General features: G+C 53.4%; 29 protein-coding genes. 23 read left to right on the plus strand and 6 right to left on the minus strand.

Annotated elements, in window-relative coordinates; translation table 11 throughout:
- Nucleotides 1-71: 71 nt before the first annotated feature.
- A complete protein-coding gene (locus WCS52_04815) occupies nucleotides 72-497 on the minus strand; it encodes a hypothetical protein (GenBank protein MEI6166495.1) in 426 nt (141 codons plus the stop codon).
- Nucleotides 498-780: 283 nt separating this feature from the next.
- On the opposite strand from WCS52_04815, the gene WCS52_04820 reads away from it, so the two are divergent.
- The 18 genes from WCS52_04820 to WCS52_04905 all read left to right on the plus strand — a co-directional run bounded on the left by WCS52_04820 (nucleotide 781) and on the right by WCS52_04905 (nucleotide 9,078).
- Nucleotides 781-1,158, plus strand: a complete 378-nt coding sequence (locus WCS52_04820) for a DUF1257 domain-containing protein (GenBank protein ID MEI6166496.1) — start codon at nucleotides 781-783, stop codon at nucleotides 1,156-1,158.
- Nucleotides 1,155-1,340 (plus strand): DUF2997 domain-containing protein, encoded by a 186-nt coding sequence (locus WCS52_04825; protein MEI6166497.1) that lies wholly within the window; start codon nucleotides 1,155-1,157, stop codon nucleotides 1,338-1,340. The genes WCS52_04820 and WCS52_04825 overlap by 4 nt, the downstream gene beginning before the upstream one ends.
- Entirely contained in the window at nucleotides 1,337-1,579 is a 243-nt protein-coding gene (locus WCS52_04830) for a hypothetical protein (GenBank protein MEI6166498.1), read from the plus strand. The genes WCS52_04825 and WCS52_04830 overlap by 4 nt, the downstream gene beginning before the upstream one ends.
- Nucleotides 1,580-1,759: 180 nt before the next feature.
- The gene (locus WCS52_04835) at nucleotides 1,760-1,984 is read left to right on the plus strand and encodes a hypothetical protein (GenBank protein ID MEI6166499.1); all 225 of its coding nucleotides are present in this window, start codon (nucleotides 1,760-1,762) and stop codon (nucleotides 1,982-1,984) included.
- The gene (locus WCS52_04840) at nucleotides 1,981-2,256 is read left to right on the plus strand and encodes a hypothetical protein (GenBank protein MEI6166500.1); all 276 of its coding nucleotides are present in this window, start codon (nucleotides 1,981-1,983) and stop codon (nucleotides 2,254-2,256) included. Before WCS52_04835 ends, WCS52_04840 begins: the two co-directional genes overlap by 4 nt.
- Before the next feature lie 130 nt (nucleotides 2,257-2,386).
- The gene (locus WCS52_04845) at nucleotides 2,387-3,202 is read left to right on the plus strand and encodes a hypothetical protein (protein ID MEI6166501.1); all 816 of its coding nucleotides are present in this window, start codon (nucleotides 2,387-2,389) and stop codon (nucleotides 3,200-3,202) included.
- Between the two features lie 49 nt (nucleotides 3,203-3,251).
- The gene (locus WCS52_04850; protein ID MEI6166502.1) at nucleotides 3,252-3,695 is read left to right on the plus strand and encodes a hypothetical protein; all 444 of its coding nucleotides are present in this window, start codon (nucleotides 3,252-3,254) and stop codon (nucleotides 3,693-3,695) included.
- Nucleotides 3,696-3,697: 2 nt separating this feature from the next.
- Nucleotides 3,698-3,928 (plus strand): hypothetical protein, encoded by a 231-nt coding sequence (locus WCS52_04855; protein ID MEI6166503.1) that lies wholly within the window; start codon nucleotides 3,698-3,700, stop codon nucleotides 3,926-3,928.
- 8 nt (nucleotides 3,929-3,936) lie between these two features.
- A complete protein-coding gene (locus WCS52_04860) occupies nucleotides 3,937-4,104 on the plus strand; it encodes a hypothetical protein (GenBank protein ID MEI6166504.1) in 168 nt (55 codons plus the stop codon).
- Between the two features lie 263 nt (nucleotides 4,105-4,367).
- Nucleotides 4,368-4,682, plus strand: coding sequence for a hypothetical protein (locus WCS52_04865; GenBank protein MEI6166505.1), 315 nt, complete (start codon nucleotides 4,368-4,370; stop codon nucleotides 4,680-4,682).
- Nucleotides 4,679-4,870 carry a hypothetical protein gene (locus WCS52_04870; protein MEI6166506.1) on the plus strand — a complete coding sequence of 64 codons (192 nt, stop codon included), beginning with the start codon at nucleotides 4,679-4,681 and terminating at the stop codon, nucleotides 4,868-4,870. Before WCS52_04865 ends, WCS52_04870 begins: the two co-directional genes overlap by 4 nt.
- Nucleotides 4,867-5,256: a hypothetical protein gene (locus WCS52_04875; protein ID MEI6166507.1), complete on the plus strand. Its 390-nt coding sequence runs from the start codon at nucleotides 4,867-4,869 to the stop codon at nucleotides 5,254-5,256. The genes WCS52_04870 and WCS52_04875 overlap by 4 nt, the downstream gene beginning before the upstream one ends.
- On the plus strand, nucleotides 5,253-5,465 hold the full coding sequence (locus WCS52_04880) for a hypothetical protein (protein ID MEI6166508.1): 213 nt from the start codon (nucleotides 5,253-5,255) through the stop codon (nucleotides 5,463-5,465). Before WCS52_04875 ends, WCS52_04880 begins: the two co-directional genes overlap by 4 nt.
- Nucleotides 5,462-6,958 carry an AAA family ATPase gene (locus WCS52_04885; protein MEI6166509.1) on the plus strand — a complete coding sequence of 499 codons (1,497 nt, stop codon included), beginning with the start codon at nucleotides 5,462-5,464 and terminating at the stop codon, nucleotides 6,956-6,958. The genes WCS52_04880 and WCS52_04885 overlap by 4 nt, the downstream gene beginning before the upstream one ends.
- Before the next feature lie 72 nt (nucleotides 6,959-7,030).
- Nucleotides 7,031-7,561 (plus strand): hypothetical protein, encoded by a 531-nt coding sequence (locus WCS52_04890; protein ID MEI6166510.1) that lies wholly within the window; start codon nucleotides 7,031-7,033, stop codon nucleotides 7,559-7,561.
- Between the two features lie 225 nt (nucleotides 7,562-7,786).
- Nucleotides 7,787-8,248, plus strand: a complete 462-nt coding sequence (locus WCS52_04895; GenBank protein MEI6166511.1) for a JAB domain-containing protein — start codon at nucleotides 7,787-7,789, stop codon at nucleotides 8,246-8,248.
- A gap of 15 nt (nucleotides 8,249-8,263) precedes the next feature.
- Nucleotides 8,264-8,449, plus strand: coding sequence for a hypothetical protein (locus WCS52_04900; GenBank protein MEI6166512.1), 186 nt, complete (start codon nucleotides 8,264-8,266; stop codon nucleotides 8,447-8,449).
- A 53-nt stretch (nucleotides 8,450-8,502) separates the two neighbouring features.
- A complete protein-coding gene (locus WCS52_04905) occupies nucleotides 8,503-9,078 on the plus strand; it encodes a hypothetical protein (protein ID MEI6166513.1) in 576 nt (191 codons plus the stop codon).
- A gap of 97 nt (nucleotides 9,079-9,175) precedes the next feature.
- Here WCS52_04905 and WCS52_04910 read toward each other — a convergent pair whose 3' ends face one another.
- On the minus strand, nucleotides 9,176-9,346 hold the full coding sequence (locus WCS52_04910) for a hypothetical protein (protein MEI6166514.1): 171 nt from the start codon (nucleotides 9,344-9,346) through the stop codon (nucleotides 9,176-9,178).
- A 15-nt stretch (nucleotides 9,347-9,361) separates the two neighbouring features.
- Nucleotides 9,362-9,853 carry a hypothetical protein gene (locus WCS52_04915; protein ID MEI6166515.1) on the minus strand — a complete coding sequence of 164 codons (492 nt, stop codon included), beginning with the start codon at nucleotides 9,851-9,853 and terminating at the stop codon, nucleotides 9,362-9,364.
- Between the two features lie 160 nt (nucleotides 9,854-10,013).
- Between WCS52_04915 and WCS52_04920 the strand changes: the two genes are divergently transcribed.
- The 3 genes from WCS52_04920 to WCS52_04930 all read left to right on the plus strand — a co-directional run bounded on the left by WCS52_04920 (nucleotide 10,014) and on the right by WCS52_04930 (nucleotide 11,472).
- Nucleotides 10,014-10,529, plus strand: coding sequence for a hypothetical protein (locus WCS52_04920; protein MEI6166516.1), 516 nt, complete (start codon nucleotides 10,014-10,016; stop codon nucleotides 10,527-10,529).
- Between the two features lie 6 nt (nucleotides 10,530-10,535).
- Nucleotides 10,536-10,838 (plus strand): polyhydroxyalkanoic acid system family protein, encoded by a 303-nt coding sequence (locus tag WCS52_04925; GenBank protein ID MEI6166517.1) that lies wholly within the window; start codon nucleotides 10,536-10,538, stop codon nucleotides 10,836-10,838.
- Between the two features lie 61 nt (nucleotides 10,839-10,899).
- The gene (locus WCS52_04930; protein MEI6166518.1) at nucleotides 10,900-11,472 is read left to right on the plus strand and encodes a DUF2585 family protein; all 573 of its coding nucleotides are present in this window, start codon (nucleotides 10,900-10,902) and stop codon (nucleotides 11,470-11,472) included.
- 119 nt (nucleotides 11,473-11,591) lie between these two features.
- Here the strand turns inward: WCS52_04930 and WCS52_04935 are convergent, their stop codons facing one another.
- Both WCS52_04935 and WCS52_04940 read right to left on the minus strand, forming a co-directional pair.
- Nucleotides 11,592-11,999 carry a hypothetical protein gene (locus tag WCS52_04935; protein MEI6166519.1) on the minus strand — a complete coding sequence of 136 codons (408 nt, stop codon included), beginning with the start codon at nucleotides 11,997-11,999 and terminating at the stop codon, nucleotides 11,592-11,594.
- 16 nt (nucleotides 12,000-12,015) lie between these two features.
- The gene (locus WCS52_04940) at nucleotides 12,016-12,387 is read right to left on the minus strand and encodes a calcium-binding protein (protein MEI6166520.1); all 372 of its coding nucleotides are present in this window, start codon (nucleotides 12,385-12,387) and stop codon (nucleotides 12,016-12,018) included.
- A gap of 198 nt (nucleotides 12,388-12,585) precedes the next feature.
- Between WCS52_04940 and WCS52_04945 the strand changes: the two genes are divergently transcribed.
- Both WCS52_04945 and WCS52_04950 read left to right on the plus strand, forming a co-directional pair.
- On the plus strand, nucleotides 12,586-13,470 hold the full coding sequence (locus WCS52_04945) for a DNA/RNA non-specific endonuclease (GenBank protein MEI6166521.1): 885 nt from the start codon (nucleotides 12,586-12,588) through the stop codon (nucleotides 13,468-13,470).
- 75 nt (nucleotides 13,471-13,545) lie between these two features.
- Nucleotides 13,546-13,728, plus strand: coding sequence for a hypothetical protein (locus tag WCS52_04950; GenBank protein MEI6166522.1), 183 nt, complete (start codon nucleotides 13,546-13,548; stop codon nucleotides 13,726-13,728).
- Between the two features lie 8 nt (nucleotides 13,729-13,736).
- On the opposite strand, the gene WCS52_04955 is transcribed toward WCS52_04950, so the two are convergent.
- Nucleotides 13,737-16,142, minus strand: a complete 2,406-nt coding sequence (locus WCS52_04955) for a UvrD-helicase domain-containing protein (protein ID MEI6166523.1) — start codon at nucleotides 16,140-16,142, stop codon at nucleotides 13,737-13,739.
- Nucleotides 16,143-16,376 lie beyond the last annotated feature (234 nt).

Consider the following 16,376-nt stretch of genomic DNA (forward strand, 5'->3'; position numbering starts at 1 on the left):
ATTTATTGGGATGATTTCCTGCATTCAAGTGGACATTGCCAGGCTACTATCAGCCGATAATATGCTGCACATCACTTCGCAGGTCCATCAGGGAGAACGGTTAAGATCAATTTAATGGGACAAACCTCAGGATGCTTCGCCCGGTATTCTTCAACCTTTTTACCGTATACGTCCGCTTCTGACTGTTTCATGTCACCGAATATTTCAACTTCAACATAACGGGATCTCGGCTTCACGACCATGTATCGCTTATCCGACCCCATCATCTCCGGCAAATTTTTCCGAACATAGTCTGCATACTGAATATCTTGCCTAGTCACCAGGCCACCTCGCGCCATTGAATGCCCATCAGCCCCATAACACATACTCACCGTTCGCGCGGTAACACAACCCACCCCGAACAAGCACAGGATTCCCAACAGCACGGCGCTGACGTTAGTTTTACGCATATTCAAAAGCTCTCCCATTTGCATGAGTTTTAGATGAATTATTGGCATGCCGCCATCTCAAAAGCTGCCTATATCGCACCCACCCCACCGCTCCCCCGTTGAACATTATCCCCGGCCCTCCGGCCCCACATAACGATCAACCACCATCAGTTTCGGACGCCCCGGACGGCTTTTTCTAATTCCTTACGTGTAGACGGTGGGTCTCATATGTATTAAGGAGTTGCGGGATACCGTCCGAAGCGTCCATACGTTCCAATCGCGCTAACCGCTTAATCCCTTCCCTTTGGCGGTTATAACCTATGTGAAGTTTTAACCATCAACGAAAGGACGTATGAGTCATTTTACTACCATTGAGACGCAGATCAGGGATATCTCGGCATTACAGGCCGCTTGTCGTGAGCTAAACGTAGAACTACTGGAATCCACCCTAGCGCGTGGCTATTCCAGCAATACGCTTAAGGGCGATTACATCATTAGGCTCCGGGGCCCCTATGACGTGGCGCTCAACCGCCAACCGGACGGCAGTTACGGGCTAACCACTGATTGGTGGGCTGGCCATGTGGAGCGCGAGCTTGGCGCTGGCTACGGGAAGCTATTGCAGCTCTACGGCGTCCACAAGGCCCAGGCAGAAGCTAAAAGAAAAGGATATACCACCCGCCGACAACAGCTCGGTGATGGCTCCATCAAACTTACGATTGGAGGCGTATGAAAAGCATTGAAGTCATTGTCGGACCGGATGGATCGCTGAAGATCGACGCCGTGGGCTTCCAGGGTGCCGATTGCGAGCGCGCTACTGCATTCCTAGAGAAGGCGTTGGGTCGGGTATCGACTAAACACAAGAAACCTGAACATTATCGCCGTACCCTTACACAACAGCAGGTCGGAGGATGAACATCATCTTTACCACGGAAGGAGTCGGGCGTTGCCTTTACACGGAGGCGATCCTGCTGGAACGGCTTGGCAAGCTCTCCGTTGAGCGTGCCAGTCAGGTGGAGTTCGATAACCGGTTACAGGCATGGCGGGTCAGCGTGGAGGGCTCGGTGCTCTTCTGCGCCCCTACCCGCCAGCAATGTCTGGACTGGGAACGACAGTATTTCGAAAGGCAGGAGGAACTAAGACATGGAGGGTAAATCGAGAGGATTGGTGAATCGCCGGTGTATTCGCCGGTTTCTACTGGAATACGCCCAGCGTAGCCGGACACACCGATATACGCGGGTAGCTGAGTCGGTATTCGACCAGGTTGAGGCGATAGTGAGGGATCGTTGCCGTGCTATCGTTCACAACCAACCAAGTGCAGGAAAAACCATAAAATGACACATCCCCTGAAGGAACTAGAGATCGTGTTGAATGCCGGCGTCTTCCATCTGGATTCAGGTGAGGACACGGGGACGGATGATGCTTGCGAGTGTTTGAGAACGGCTACGGAGATCCTGAACGGGTATTTCGCAGAACTTGGGTTTGACGACAGCGGGCGGGCGCCCGTTGGGTTCGTGGAGATGGAGAAGTTGATAATGAAACGAAAGGGAACGACATGAAATTGAACGACTTAGTATTCCGTGCGGCAGTGGCATATCCGGAGGCGGCAGTGTTGGATTGCTGGAATTCTGACAGGGAGCAGCCACGACGGGATAATGGCGGCGACACACTGGCGCTGTTCGTAGCAAGGGAACTGTTCGGGACGTTTGATCCTGCAGCGAATGAAGGGACTCAGATCGCCACCGCAGTCTCGGCGATGCAGACCGCAGCCGATGAGCTGCAGGCAGTTGCTCATGCGCTTAGTGATCTGGCGGTCAAGAGGGCCGCGTAACCGATAGTCGGAACCATAAGCCCGGCTTCCCCTTGGGAGGTCGGGCTTTTCGTTTATGGAACGTATCGGCTCAATACTGGATTGTTTCCAGCGAATCAGCAGGGAACTGAAACTAAAATAAAGGAGTTATATGAATCCAAGGAAGGCAATTGATCCGGCGCTCATCGGCCCCACCCTGCTGGAATGCGGGGCAAGGTTTGATCTGACGCCTGATTATCACATCTGCTTCGAGCCCGATGCCCACCTCGTCATTGATGCTGGCGGCTGGGTGGATGGCGGGACGGCACGATTCAATCATCCTAACCTCTGGCATTCGAGGTGCCGGGTATATGAGCTCAAATCATATCTGCAGGGCGGCGGCAAGCGGTGGCGTGCCAGGGCTGGCATCAGCCATTACTTCGTAGTACCCAAGGAGCACATCAAACTCTACCGCGAACAGGGGTACAGCTATGTGCGGGTTCTGATCAATGGCGTGGCCGCGAGACTCAATGTCAGCGGGGGTGGTAGCGAGGGATGGACCGATTACGTCGGTTCAGCGGCCAGTATAAGCCTGTGTCACAGCCGGGGCGATCTGATGAAAATTGCTGAGGTGGCGTGCAGTCCCGTGCAGATAGCGTCGCTTGGCCTTCAACTACCGGGACCGCTTGACGCAGATGAGCATACGCGGTTCATCGGACTGGCGGCTGCGGCCATTGTGCCAGGGATGCTAAAGGCGGCGCATAGTCGTACCGGAGAGGCTGTCATTCATCTGGCTGATGGGTACAGCTACGGTCTCTCAAAGGAGTTGAAGGTCTCGGCATTCAAGAAACGTGGGCGCAAACTCTATTGTCATGGCGTCATTGCCACCTACAGCCAGGTTGACTGGGTCAGGACGGCAGAACTGAACGGCATCACGTTTCTGGACCCGGCGTGGGAGAAAGAGCTGACGGGCAGAAAGGCAGCATAACAACAGAGTCCGGTCTCCGCAGGGGGATCGGGCTTTTCAAAGGAGATTCATGAAAGTTAAACGATTGAAACCGGGGTTTTATACCGTGGAGGCCCCGGCAGCCGATATGTCGGACCGGGATCCCATCTTTGTTGTATTTCAGTGGACTAAAGCGGATCAGGCTTTCGTTGACCGCTGTCGGCGGCATATCAGGCCGCTTCAACAGAACGGCCGGTGGTGCACTTTGAAGATAGGGCCAGGGCCTCAGGCTCAGTATTTGAAATCGTTACCCGGTTGGGTTGACGAGATCAAAGGCCTACGGGAAGCGCTCGATACCGGACTGCCCGTGCAGATCAGTCAACGAGATGGGGAGCGACTGCTGGCCGTTGAGGATGACAGCGTAGCAAGGGTTGACTGCACCCACATCACTGTCACCGATGCCAGCCTCTATGTGGGGGCGTATGGCAAGCACAGCGGTACTCATTGGGAAACCGGAGATCTAACGCAGGAGTGACGATGAAACGTTACACAGTATTGCTGCTACGGCCCGATTATGTGGCCAATAGCTTTGGCGAGGACACGTATCTGGCACTTGTGAGAGCCGTGACGCCAACTGCGGCCATCACGTCAGCGCAGCAGGAGGTTGCACGACTTGATGATCTTGATGGCATCCAGGCGGCTGACTACTACCCGCTCATCACCATGAAGGGGTGGCATAATGACATGACCCCGGAGGCTTACCGATGAAAAGGAATATGATACGTGTTCGTTGGGAGATCGATGTGGATGCCCGGACGGCAAGGGAGGCCGCCCGGAAGGCACTGGAGATCCAGAGGGATCCGGGATCCATTGCAACGGTGTTTGATGTGCAGCACAAGGGCAAGACGGTCAGGGTGGATCTGCTGAGCGAACAACGGGATTGAAAGGATGAGGGGGATGGTACTTCCGTTTATGGATAAATACCTAAGGTTTCCGCACGATTGCGAGCCGCGACAGCTTTTCATCCGCCGATTTTGCGGTGTTTGCGGTGATTGAAAAGCTGTTTCCGGTAAACCCCTCACGTAGAGATTATATTAAAAGTCTACCCCAAGTGCCTCTGAAACACCGCAATCACCGCAAATCAAGATAGGTCACCGTAACAGGCTGGTTCCAGAAGGATGCCGGCCTTTTCAATTAAAGGATCACCATGCAGATTACATTCAAATCACCTCAAATGGGCAATATCGTGGTCAGGCTATTCTGGAGCACCTACCGGGCAAATAATCGGACGGTACTTGAGTTGATCGACCCCAGGACCGGCGAACCCTTCACCACGGCGACCGTCAACCTGCCCGGCGTTGAACTGGCAGATGACGAGATCATCCTAAAGGATTACAGCGAGAACGAGGGGATGCTCAGGTCACTTGTTGATGCTGGGGTCGTTCAGGATACGGGGCGCCGGGAGAGAACTGGGGTCGTTACCTGCCCTGTAGTCAGGGTACTGAGGAGGTGCCCTACGTGAATTGGATCCGTAGACCGTTTATCGAATACCTCAACGCCGTCGATCGCGAACTGGAGCGCCGTTATGGCGTTACCAGTGATGATACCGGCATGGAGATGATCGCATCAGCGCAGGAGTCCCTGGAGACGCCAGAACGATGTGCCGACGAAATAGCACGTAAATATGAGTTGGAGGAAATATCGCGATGAAATACTGGGAAGACTTTCAAACCAAATGGGGATTCGGGGATGGCGACTCGGTTCCACCGGATGCACTGATGCTGCGCCAGGTTTATGTCAGGGAACTGAACAACCTGCTGCGCAAGCGCCAGTCAGCAGTACGCCTGCTCTCCTATGACCGGCCTGGAATACATAACTCGCTGATGATCGTCAGGGTGGATGCCCAACTGGTATGCAAAGTACCCGAAAGACGTTTGTGGCTGGGGCAAGAGATCGGCGGATGGGAGCCCCCTGGCGATTGGAGCGAGCCAGAAACGGATGCCGCTTATGATGCCGTACTGGATGAAGCTGAAGATATGGAGTTGGACAGTATGGTCGAAACCACCGTTCGCATCAAAAGAAGGAGGGCGGCATGAATACAGGACGCTGGCTCGATATCGCAGATGCTCACATCAGGCATCGATGGGATCTGGACTGCCAGTGCCTGCAACACGCTGATCCAAGCATGGAATTAAAACGGATCATCTACATTGAACCCGACTACTACCAGAACGGTATACCGATCTGCGAGGAGTGTGGCCGGGATCGAAAATACGTGAAAACCCAAACGAAAGGACGACGATGAAAACCAAGATTACGAATTACGTGAGAGCCGGCTACCCAGGTCTATACCTTGTGAGCCATGAGGAATCCCGTGTGGAAGCGGAGCTACGAGCAATAGCGGCAACGCTACAGTACCGCCTCTACGCCTGGTCTACCACCGAGGGGCTTACGGATACCGGTGATGGCAGCGTGCGAGCCGCCACGGACCCCCTGGAGGCCCTGCAGGCCATCTCGGAACTGCCCGATAACGCGCTGATCCTAATGAGGGATCTGCACATGTTTCTAGCCGATAACAACCCAGTACTCGTAAGGGCGTTAAAAGACGCATTGGCGGCGGGCAAAACGAAGGGGAAAGTTCTGATCATTCTGGGATGTCGCTCGGTACTGCCACCGGAGCTGGAGCGGGAATTCACCGTCCTGGACTTCAGCCTGCCGGATAAAGCAGCGCTGGGTGCGGTGCTCGATGGGATCTGTCAGTCGGCAAAGCTCAAGAAACCGGCTGGTGATGAGCGTGACCAGATCCTCGATGCAGCCAGCGGCCTAACCACGGTGGAAGCGGAGAATGCCTTTGCGCTATCGGTGGTGACGGCAAAGACCATACACGCAGGACTGGTAGCCACCGAGAAAGCCTCGACGGTTAAACGGAATGGGCTGCTGGAACTGGTGGAGGTACGGGAAGGATTGAAGGATATCGGCGGGCTGGATCAGCTTAAGGATTGGCTGGTAAAGCGCCGGGATGCCTTCTCAGCGAAAGCGACAGCGTACGGCCTACCATCGCCTAAGGGACTGCTGATCGTCGGTATCCCCGGGACCGGCAAGTCGCTAACCGCCAAGGCAACCGCCAGTGTGTTCGGCCGCCCGCTGCTGAAGTTGGACGCCGGGAAGCTGTATGGCTCGTTGGTGGGCCAGAGTGAGCAGAATCTCCGTTCAGTCATCCAGACCGCAGAGGCGATAGCGCCCTGTGTGTTGTGGGTCGACGAGATCGAGAAGGGATTGGCGGGCAGCAAAAGCTCTGGATCAACGGATGGTGGTACGTCAGCGAGGGTACTGGGGAGCCTACTGAGTTGGCTCCAGGAGAAGCGGTCACAGGTATTTGTGGTCGCCACCGCCAATGACGTCACCCAGCTGCCACCCGAGCTATTACGCAAGGGGCGCCTGGATGAGATGTTCTTCGTGGATCTGCCCAACCAAGCCGAGAGGGAAACGATCTGGGGAATCCAGATAGCGAAGTACGGACGGAAAGCGGATCAGTACGATACTGGTGCCCTGGCGATGGCCAGTGAGGGCTATACGGGCAGTGAGATTGAGCAAGCGGTCGTGGATAGCTTGTACGGCGCCTTTGCCGAATCAAGGGAGCCCGGCATGCTGGATATCAGTAAAGCCCTAGGCGAGACAGTGCCTCTCAGCAAGCTGATGGCGGAACAGATCACGGGCTTACGCCGTTGGGCCTCGGGGCGGTGCCGCATGGCAACTTCCCCGGTAAGAGAAACAAGGGGGCGAAAGATCGCCGCATAACGCTACCCAATATAAACACAAACCAATGCCCCTGACCGGTCGCCGGCAGGGGTTTTTCATTTAAGGAGGACGATGAAAATCATCTATGCAGAAAAGTACGTAAGTCCACGAGAGCGGCCGCTCACGCCTGCTGAACAGGAAGTACGCCGGATCAGCTACGCGCTGAAACAACCCAATGACGAGGCCAACTTGTTAGCCAGCACGGCGTTAGCTCCACTCGTAGACAGCCACGCCTACCCCGGTGCCGTCATCATCTTGATGCCAGTACCGTCTAGTACGAATACGACGCAGGTGAACTGGATATTCGCTAACCGTTTGGCCGAACAGATTAAGGCCATATCGAGCAGACGTGTGTTTGTCATGGAGACGGTAGCGCGCCGCCACCCAGTCCAAAGCTCCTGCGTAAGGCGCCGGCATGGACTGCTGGGGCTGACAGTAGAGGAGCACGCGATGATAAGAATCGCCGGGCCATTACGCATAACCAATACCGTCTATTACTTTGTCGACAATGTAGCGACAACAGGCAGTACGTTGGAAGCCTGCCGCCTCGCATTAGGCTTTGGCGACGGCATCGTATATGCAGATCAGGGGAGGAATCCGTGAGTAACTCATGGTGGCGAAAACGACCGCACAGCCGGTTCATCTACTCTTGCTTAGGAGGGTGTGGCGGCTTTTTGAAGGCAAAAAGGCCTCACTGTTATGGCTGTGCGCTGGATCTACTTTCAGGCCGTCCAGCAGGCACATGGCGGAAGGATAACCTGAAAGAGTTAAAAAGGAAAAGAGAAGAAGCGGCCTTCCTTTCAATTGCAATGAACATATGAGGAAACTATGAAAAGAAATGAGTTCTTTCTGGGATTCTGTATGCAACCGGCACCCAGTGTGACCGACGTGTATGTCAGAACACCGGAGGATTGCTACCGGGCCTGCGAGGAGCAGGCAGGATACGGACAGGAGGCGTTCACAGTCTTGTGCCTGAACACGAGGAACCGTTTGATCGCTGGCGGCATTATCTCCATCGGCGTAATTGACGCCACTCTCGTGCATGCAAGGGAGGTATTCCGTAAAGCCATTGAGATCCGGGCAAGCGCCGTCGTGTTGATTCATAATCATCCCTCGGGCGAAACAACCCCGTCAGCAGAGGATATTCGACTGACCAAGCAGTTGGTGCAGGCCGGGCAGGTCATCGGCATCAAGGTGCTGGACCACGTCATTATCGGCACACGGAGACCTGAGTACCTGCGCCCCTACACCTCGATCCGGGAAAACGGATTAGTAGAGTTCGACACATAAACGAAAGGAGAACGTATGAGCATTGAAGCAAAGATCGAAGGAAAGAAACTGATCGTGACGATTGATACCCAAACGCCCACGCCAAGCGCGACCGGCAAGACACTGGTGGTCGCAAGCTCAAGGGGGAATATAGCGACTACCTGCACGGTGAACGGCAAGCCGGTTGTCGTTGGGCTGAACGCCTACATCAGGAACGGTTGAACGATGCCCCCGTGCGCTGGTTTGGCGTACGGGGGTTTAAACGGAAGGAGATCATGAACATCATTGGAATACTGACAGAGCAGACTTGCGGTGAAGCCTGCTGGCATGCCCACGAAACGGTGTGCCGGTGTAGTTGTGGCGGACGGAACCACGGGATCCTCAATACGCCTGATGGCCAGCGTCCGGACCGGATGTGCCGGATGAACGGCCATGTCTATAAACTGGCAGCCGTTGGCGGACACAACGATCTTTACGCGAAGGCCTGTGAGATCAACCGTCAGGCCGGGTACAGCTACATCGAGCCTGCAAGCCTGGTTGTGGATGGCCAACCCAGGGAGGCAACGCTGGAGATTGCCGCCCAGCTTCGCGCTGAAGGCAGGGATGTCTGGTGGAGTCAGTACTATGGGTGCTGGAAGACGACCGATGAAGGCGCCCCAGCCCGCGTCCGGTATGTCACTACGGCCCAGCTTAGCGGCTGGACGGAGGTGATGGCGTATCAGGGGCCAACCGATGGCGGGCATGCGCTACTGTGGGTCAGGGAAGCAATGCCCGATCGACCCGCAATACTGAAGGTGGATAAACAAACAGGCCTCCCACTGGAGGACCAGAACCCGACGCGGTGTTGGTAAACATCGAAGGAGCGCCCATGGCTCCTTTTTTAGCTGTTAGGGTTGAATATGATTAGGGCACGGAGGGGCACTCATAACGTTCATGCGTTATCTTCCCCTACTTCCTGACCGTCACTTCAATCTCTGTTGCATTCCCGGCAAACCATTTCTGAACATACAAGGTACCGATAATGGGCGGCTGTCCCTCTGCTGGCACCTCATTGTATTTGACGGTGTTTTTGGTTTCCTTCTCAACCCTGAACTTCACAGTCTTTTCAACCTTTTCCATGATCTTTCCTTTTGATTACCGCTTCGCACGTCCTCGTCCCTTTGAAACAACCTTCTTCACAACCATCTCGTCCAGCCGCTTCCGGGCCTCAACCTTACCGATACCCCTGACCGCCATAACCGCTACTTTGGTCTTATCCCGGAACTTCAACATCCCCGGCTTGCCTTCCCATAACATTACTGCATGCGAAGTCACCCCGGTTAGTTTGCCAAATTCCTTCTGAGACAGCCCCAGCTTCCGGCGTAGCGTCTTGATCCCCTTCCCGGATATCCACGCCCTACCCTCTTCAGGAGCTTCAGCGGGGGCCGGCTGAGTTGAGGCTAAATTGATTGCCAGCAAGGTGAGCCGCTTGAGTTCCTTTTCCAGCAGGAGTACGCGACCCTTCAGATCAGCGACATCCAGACGTATTTTGGCGGCCGGTTTACGCATGGGCACTACAGACGATTTAACCTCTTTACGGGCAATACGAATGATTTCTTCCCTCAATACCTTGACGATGTTTGGCATAATGACTCCTATTTGATGTTCTTCATAAAATACGCTTATGGGTCAGGAGTTCCAGCGAAATGTAAATGGCACCTGCAGATGATGGGATCATGCAATAGCAGCGATATGCATTGAGAAACGATCTCGTCAGGGTCATAATAAGCTCATGGGAGGAGATGCCATGAAACGTATCGTCTTGATTTTATTCGCCTCTATCTACGTAGCTGGCGTTTATGCCCAATCCTATACCGTTCAGGAGCCCGGCAAGCTTCCGACCTATATCCGCCCCACCTCGGGCGGCGGCGTCACCATCAACAAGCCAGGGCAACTGCCCACCACCGTAAGCCCAACCTTCGGGGGAGGCTCTACGATCAGTACGCCAGGTCAGTTGCCCGTTTACGTGAGGCCGACCTACGGTTGCGGATCCACGGTATCGATCCCCGGACAGCTGCCGGTCACCATCAGCCCCACGTATGGCGGGGGTGCCACCATCCTCACGCCCGGCCAGCTACCCACCCGCATCCGCTCCACCTATGGGGGCGGCTACACCGTTGAACGGCCCGGCGAATTACCCGTAATGATCAGGCCTTCCTGCGGCTCAACTACGCCAACGGCAGTTCAAGCGGCCACATACCTCTTTCCGGCTACCCAGGCCAAGGAAACGGTTAAAAAGAGCGCGGACAAAGGAAAGCGCTAGCCGGTTATGCCCAAACTCAATCTTACTATCCCCCACACGCTCACACCCGATGTAGCCACCTCGCGTATCCGGGGCCTACTCAACGATCTGAAAGCGGAACACGGCGACAAGATCAGCGATCTTCAAGAGGAATGGGTCAAGGATACGGGTAAATTCGCCTGCACGGTGATGGGATTCAGGGTTGCGGGCGTGCTGGCGATAGAACCCTCACATGTGGCGATCACCGGTACTCTCCCACTTGCCGCCATGCTGTTCAAAAGCCAGCTTGAAACGTTGATCAAAAAGCACGCCGCCGAACTGCTCGCTTGAGCGGCCAACGGTTACGCCCACTGGGTTTGACTCTACAATCCCGTTTCTGCACACTCACCCCATGAAAGTTCAAATAATGAAGGGTTGCCGGCCTGGCTGGGTGGTGGCCTTGTTCCTAGTCGCAACCACATGCCAGCTCATCGTACAGGGGCGGGTATGGTGGTGCACCTGTGGGCGGTGGAATCTCTGGGCAGGGGACATCTGGAGCGCCCATAATTCCCAGCATGTCTTCGACCCCTACAGTTTCACACACCTCCTGCACGGGGTGGCCTTTTTCTGGATCCTGACCTGGTTGTTCAAGCGGCTAACATTCCCCTGGATGCTGACGCTGACCATCCTCATGGAGTCAGTCTGGGAGGTGGCAGAAAACACCGCCTTTATCATTCAGCGCTATCGGGAAGCGACCATCGGGCTAGGATACGAGGGGGATTCCATTATCAACTCCCTATCCGATATCCTTTGCTGCACGGCCGGTTTTATTCTGGCCCGTCACCTTGGCTTTCGCATCGCCATCACTATGTTTGTGTTGATCGAGGTATTTTTAGCCATCATCGTGAGGGACAACCTCACCCTCAACGTACTCATGCTCATATGTCCGATCGATGCCATCAAGCAATGGCAGATGGTTCATTAGGCCGCTTAATCAAAATCCCCCGACACCAGTAGAACTGAAAGGCACCCATGCTGCCGAACTGTTCGCTTGAGCGGCCAACGGTTGATGATTATTAGTGCCCGGAGGGCTGCATATAACGTTCAAGCGGTAGGCGGGTGGTACGGGGCAACAACCTCCTCGTCCTGAGGATACGTCTCCCCCAGTTCTTCCCACGTAACTCCATATGGGAAGCCGCCCGGCGTATAACCGGCGATAAACGCAAACGTATCATCGGAATCACTCAAATTACGCGGCGTTTCAACTTTCTTTTTCTTGCGGGCTACGGATACACTAATTGCGCTCCGCCGGAGTTGCACCTCACGCTCTGCGCTGATCGCCACGCCCAGCGAGCGCAACTCAATTACGGCGCATAACGGATCCACACCATACCACTTACAATAGCCCCGGATGACATTCTTACCCTTATAGGTCTCGACCCACCGGACCGACTTGGCTGATTGAAGCCGGGCCTCTCTCGACATATGCTTACGGCGCGGGCAATGGCTCATAGCGGTTCCCCGTCCATCAGTGATTGGCCATCCAGACTACATACTCGCGTACCGGCCAGAAGTTGGAATCACGCTTATCGGCAACCTGAACATCTGCCAGAGGGATGCTACCTTTCGCCTTCTTGGATTCGACGCAAACGAGAAAGCCCAACGGGAAGTCCTCCTCCCTAAGATCAGTGACCTGCATGCGACGCCCCACCGAAAAGGGGCCATCATCAGGATCATAGGGATTCTCCACCATGTCTTCCATTCGCTTGACCTCAAAGGGGAATGACAGATGTTCCTTGAGCCAGATGCACCAATCGCGCTTTTCCCACTCCTCGCATTTCCGCAAAAAAATATCAACGTCTTTGCTCCTATCCCAAGAGCTGTCGTACGGTTGTGTCATACGCCTCCAATTTGCAGGCAAATGTACTGCCAGTGATGCCATAATTCATCAAAAACGCCTTAAAATGACAAGTCCAACGCGCTCACGATTATCGTCATGGCCTCATAGTCGTTTGATTCACAACCCCTCCCCTATCAGCGCACCCGTGATCATGAAGTCACAGTTTCCCTGATACGCCGAAGGTGCTAATGTCCCTTGATGGATCACGGGCGGCCACAAATTCAACTCGATAATCGTAACCAGCAGGATCGCCGTCGTCAGATTTGGTTGTGGGTCTTGTTCTTCGTCCTCGTCGTTTCGATCAGCGTAATCGCCTATCTACTGATCCCCACTGTTGAACGTCCGATTCAACCCGCCCCTACCCCGCCGGAAGCCGTCTCGGATCATTGGGGTGACCGATACAGCTATGCCGGCCTTCCCAAAACCACCCCAAGCTATCCCGTCACCGTACTGACCAATACCGGTTACCTGGTCGGCTACAGCGAAAGCCGCAAGGACCCCGTGTGGGTATGTTACCGGCTATTCCGGCCGGATAGCTTCCAAGCCCCTCCCCGGCCACAGGGGTTTCAGACGGACTACCGGACGGCTGCCCGCGCCAACTCCCATGACTACAGCGGTAGCGGCTATGACCGGGGCCACATGGCACCCAATTATGCGATTGCGGTCTGTTATGGCCCAAAGGCACAACAGGAGACCTTCCTGATGTCCAATATCCTCCCGCAACGCCCTGCCCTGAACCGGCAGGTATGGGAACGGCTGGAGCAGACCGAAATCAAGGAGTATGCCCCACGTTACCGGCAGATCTGGGTCATTGACGGGCCTATATTCCATAATCGCAATCGGTTGAGTGGCGGCGAGGACATCCCGGATGCCTGCTTCAAGATCATCGTCAGGGAGGATGACGGACGGCCCAGCGTACTGGCGTTCATCATGCCACAAACCGTCACGGGGACTGAGTCAGCGCAACAGTATCTGACCAGTATTGATGAAATAGAAGAGGAAACCGGGCTGGACTTCTTCTCCGCGATGCCATCAGACCTACAACAGCGGTTCGAAGCTGAGGCTGCGCGGGCAATGTGGTGAACTGCGGCGTCAAGCCCGGCCACAATAGCGCCCCAACTAATCGCCAAACCCTGCCTTCACCTTGATCTAGATGAGATGACCCGTGAGGAATCAGTCGAAACAACGGTGAGTTGGCTCGGGGAATCCTGTCCCGATGGCTGCACGCTCAATGTGGCGGGTTCAAGAGGTTCCAAGGCCCCTACCCTGCAGAGCGCCGTAATGGTCAGGATGGTGGATATCATCAGAATAGTGAATGGTACCCCGTCCCCGGCCGGGTAACGGGGCCATTATTCAGGTATCGTCGTCATATCTTCCCATGACAATTCTTCACGCATCACATTCATAAATTGAGAAGGTTCTCCCTCATATAATAGTGCTACCTGATCGCGTCCCCGGGTCATGGCAACGTACAATCGTAAAGCATGGCGCCATGCTTCTTCTGAACAACCGTCCCGCGGAGGCAATTGTGACGCCCCACAACCGACAATAATGATCATTGAAAACTCAAACCCCTTCACATCTGAAATACCACCCACCGTCATGGTGTCTCTGTTCCGATTGTAGTCACCCGTCAATGCCTCAACAGGTGCTGGAAAATCCACTGGTTTCTGAGAAAGAATTCGCGCAATTGACATCACATCAGGCGCTGCCGTAGCAATGCATATAGTCCAGGGAACAGCCTCTCCATCTCCCAAACATTCTCGCGCGAGATTATAGGCTGCCTCTATTGCATTACCATCCTTGACCTTAATCGCCAAAGGTTTAGCTGTTTCCCGCTCTGCTAGTTCTGGGTCTAGTATTTCAATCTCTTCCCCTTGCTGCTTCGCATGTTTTGCATAAATATTAGCTAACTGGCTAGCTGCTTTCAGGATTTGTTTGCTATTACGGTAATTCTTTCTGATTTTTTCCCATTTACTGTTAACCAAGTCTAATCCAACAGCCTTCATCCGCAAATCCTTCACTAGGATTCGCTGAACTGTGTCACCAGCCACGATAAAACTGTTTTCCTTGTGACCAGCAATTCGTCTTAATAATGCGAGATCCCGCGTAGATAAATCCTGAAACTCATCAACAAGGAGACAACGAAATCCCAGTTGCGGAGGCAAATTCTGCAACTTAGACAGATGCGGCAGTAAAGCCGGAGTCAAGGACAACTCATCCAACATGCCCCCAGCAAGCATTGTTTCTTCATATAAAAGCAGCAAGTCCAGAACATATTGCCGCGTCTTCCCATCAAATCGAATAGCGCGACCAGCGCGCTTTAGATGCATATATTCTTCTTTCCGTCGCGTGGTAATAGTAGCACTTCTAACGAAGCTAAACTCTTCTCGAAGGTACTCCTCAACGTCGACTTGCCGATCATATACCCGAACCCATTCTGTCAGGTATGTAAGAAGGGTTTTGACATAGGCCTGCTCTAGAAACACCTCCCACGTGTCTTCCAACGTTTCATTACTTAGCGGGTCAAACTCACGAGCAAACGTCGAAGGATCAACACGATCTATAGTTGCCTGAATTTCTTTAGATTGCGGGTGATCCGCAGCTAGTTGACGTAGTTGTTTGAGATAATCACTAGGACCAAAATGACAAACTAACTGTTCAAAATAGTCATAAAACGCCAAAACCTTGATCGTCTTCATCTCTTCGGAGTCGCACAACGCTGCAACAAGGTTTTGCAGCAGACGGCACAAACTCCGATTGAGTGTTAGCAGAAGAATGGATTCACCGGGGTACTTCTTTGCCAGGTATTTAGCTCTATGCACGAGTACACATGTTTTTCCACTACCCGAAACGCCGGTCAATACCACTGGCTTGTCGCAATCCTGCTCTGCTATCCGTTTTTGTTCCGGATGCGGAAAGAGCATCCACTCCTGAAAATGCTCCGGCACGAACAGGTTCCGAATACCCTCGCTATCCATTCCAGAAAGGATCATAAGCCTATCGGAATTGACGGAACTTTTGACAGCCTCAGCCTCTAACCCTGGATCCACAGTTACATCAATAGCTTTGCCTTGATACTGTTCTATACGCGTCAATGCACCTTCTTTTCGACCATCACGAAGCTCCAGGAAAACATCGAGCAACAAATAACTTATGGACGGATCTGCTTCCGCTACCTGCCCAATAATATTAAGAATATCCTCCTCAGTACTATTCTCGTTGAGCGCTTCTAGCTTTGTTACAAGCAGTTCATCAAAGATGTATTTATGGACATCGAATTTTTTTAGTCGTTTTAAGTAAGGGATATTATCATCAGTCCATGCAGCGCAAGATCGCCCGGAAGATTCACGATATACCTTTTCGCCAGGACTCGTAACATATGTCATGCCAATTCTTTTTGATTCTTTATTCGCGGCTACGGTAAGTCCCTTATTGGCATCCAGCCATCTATCAACCTCTGCGTGTGTTCCCACATATAAAAGATAGATGCACCCCTGGGTGTGTAACGTAACCAGCCTATGTGACCCATGAGTCAAATCGTATTTGTTGCAGTATTCAATCCGACTCTCACCCCAGTGGGTGAGTTTTCTCGAATCTTCCGTTCCACAACTGAATTCCCCGATAAGCTCACAAGCTGCATCATATGCTCGACCGTGCACACCACCACGCTGCCGCAATTTCAACATTGCCTCACGAAATTTTGTTTCGTTCAAATATAGCAATTTAGGCCTATTTTCAGCATAGATATTCATAGGAAGACCTTTACCCGCTTTTGACTATTACAACTTTCCCAGGCAATTAAACTCGTACTTGTTTTGGCGCGCCCTGAAACTCAAATCCACACCCTAATCAGGACACTCACTTCAAATAACATGCATTTTGGGTTCTACCATATAACCAAACTTCTTTTTAAACTCCATGCCAACTGGCAGTATCGCGCAAGCTTTTGTCCACTCTGGTTTCGACTACCATTTGGTCTTGTGTGC

This window comes from bacterium (assembly GCA_037128595.1).
Taxonomy (GTDB): Bacteria; Verrucomicrobiota; Kiritimatiellia; order CAIKKV01; family CAITUY01; genus JAABPW01.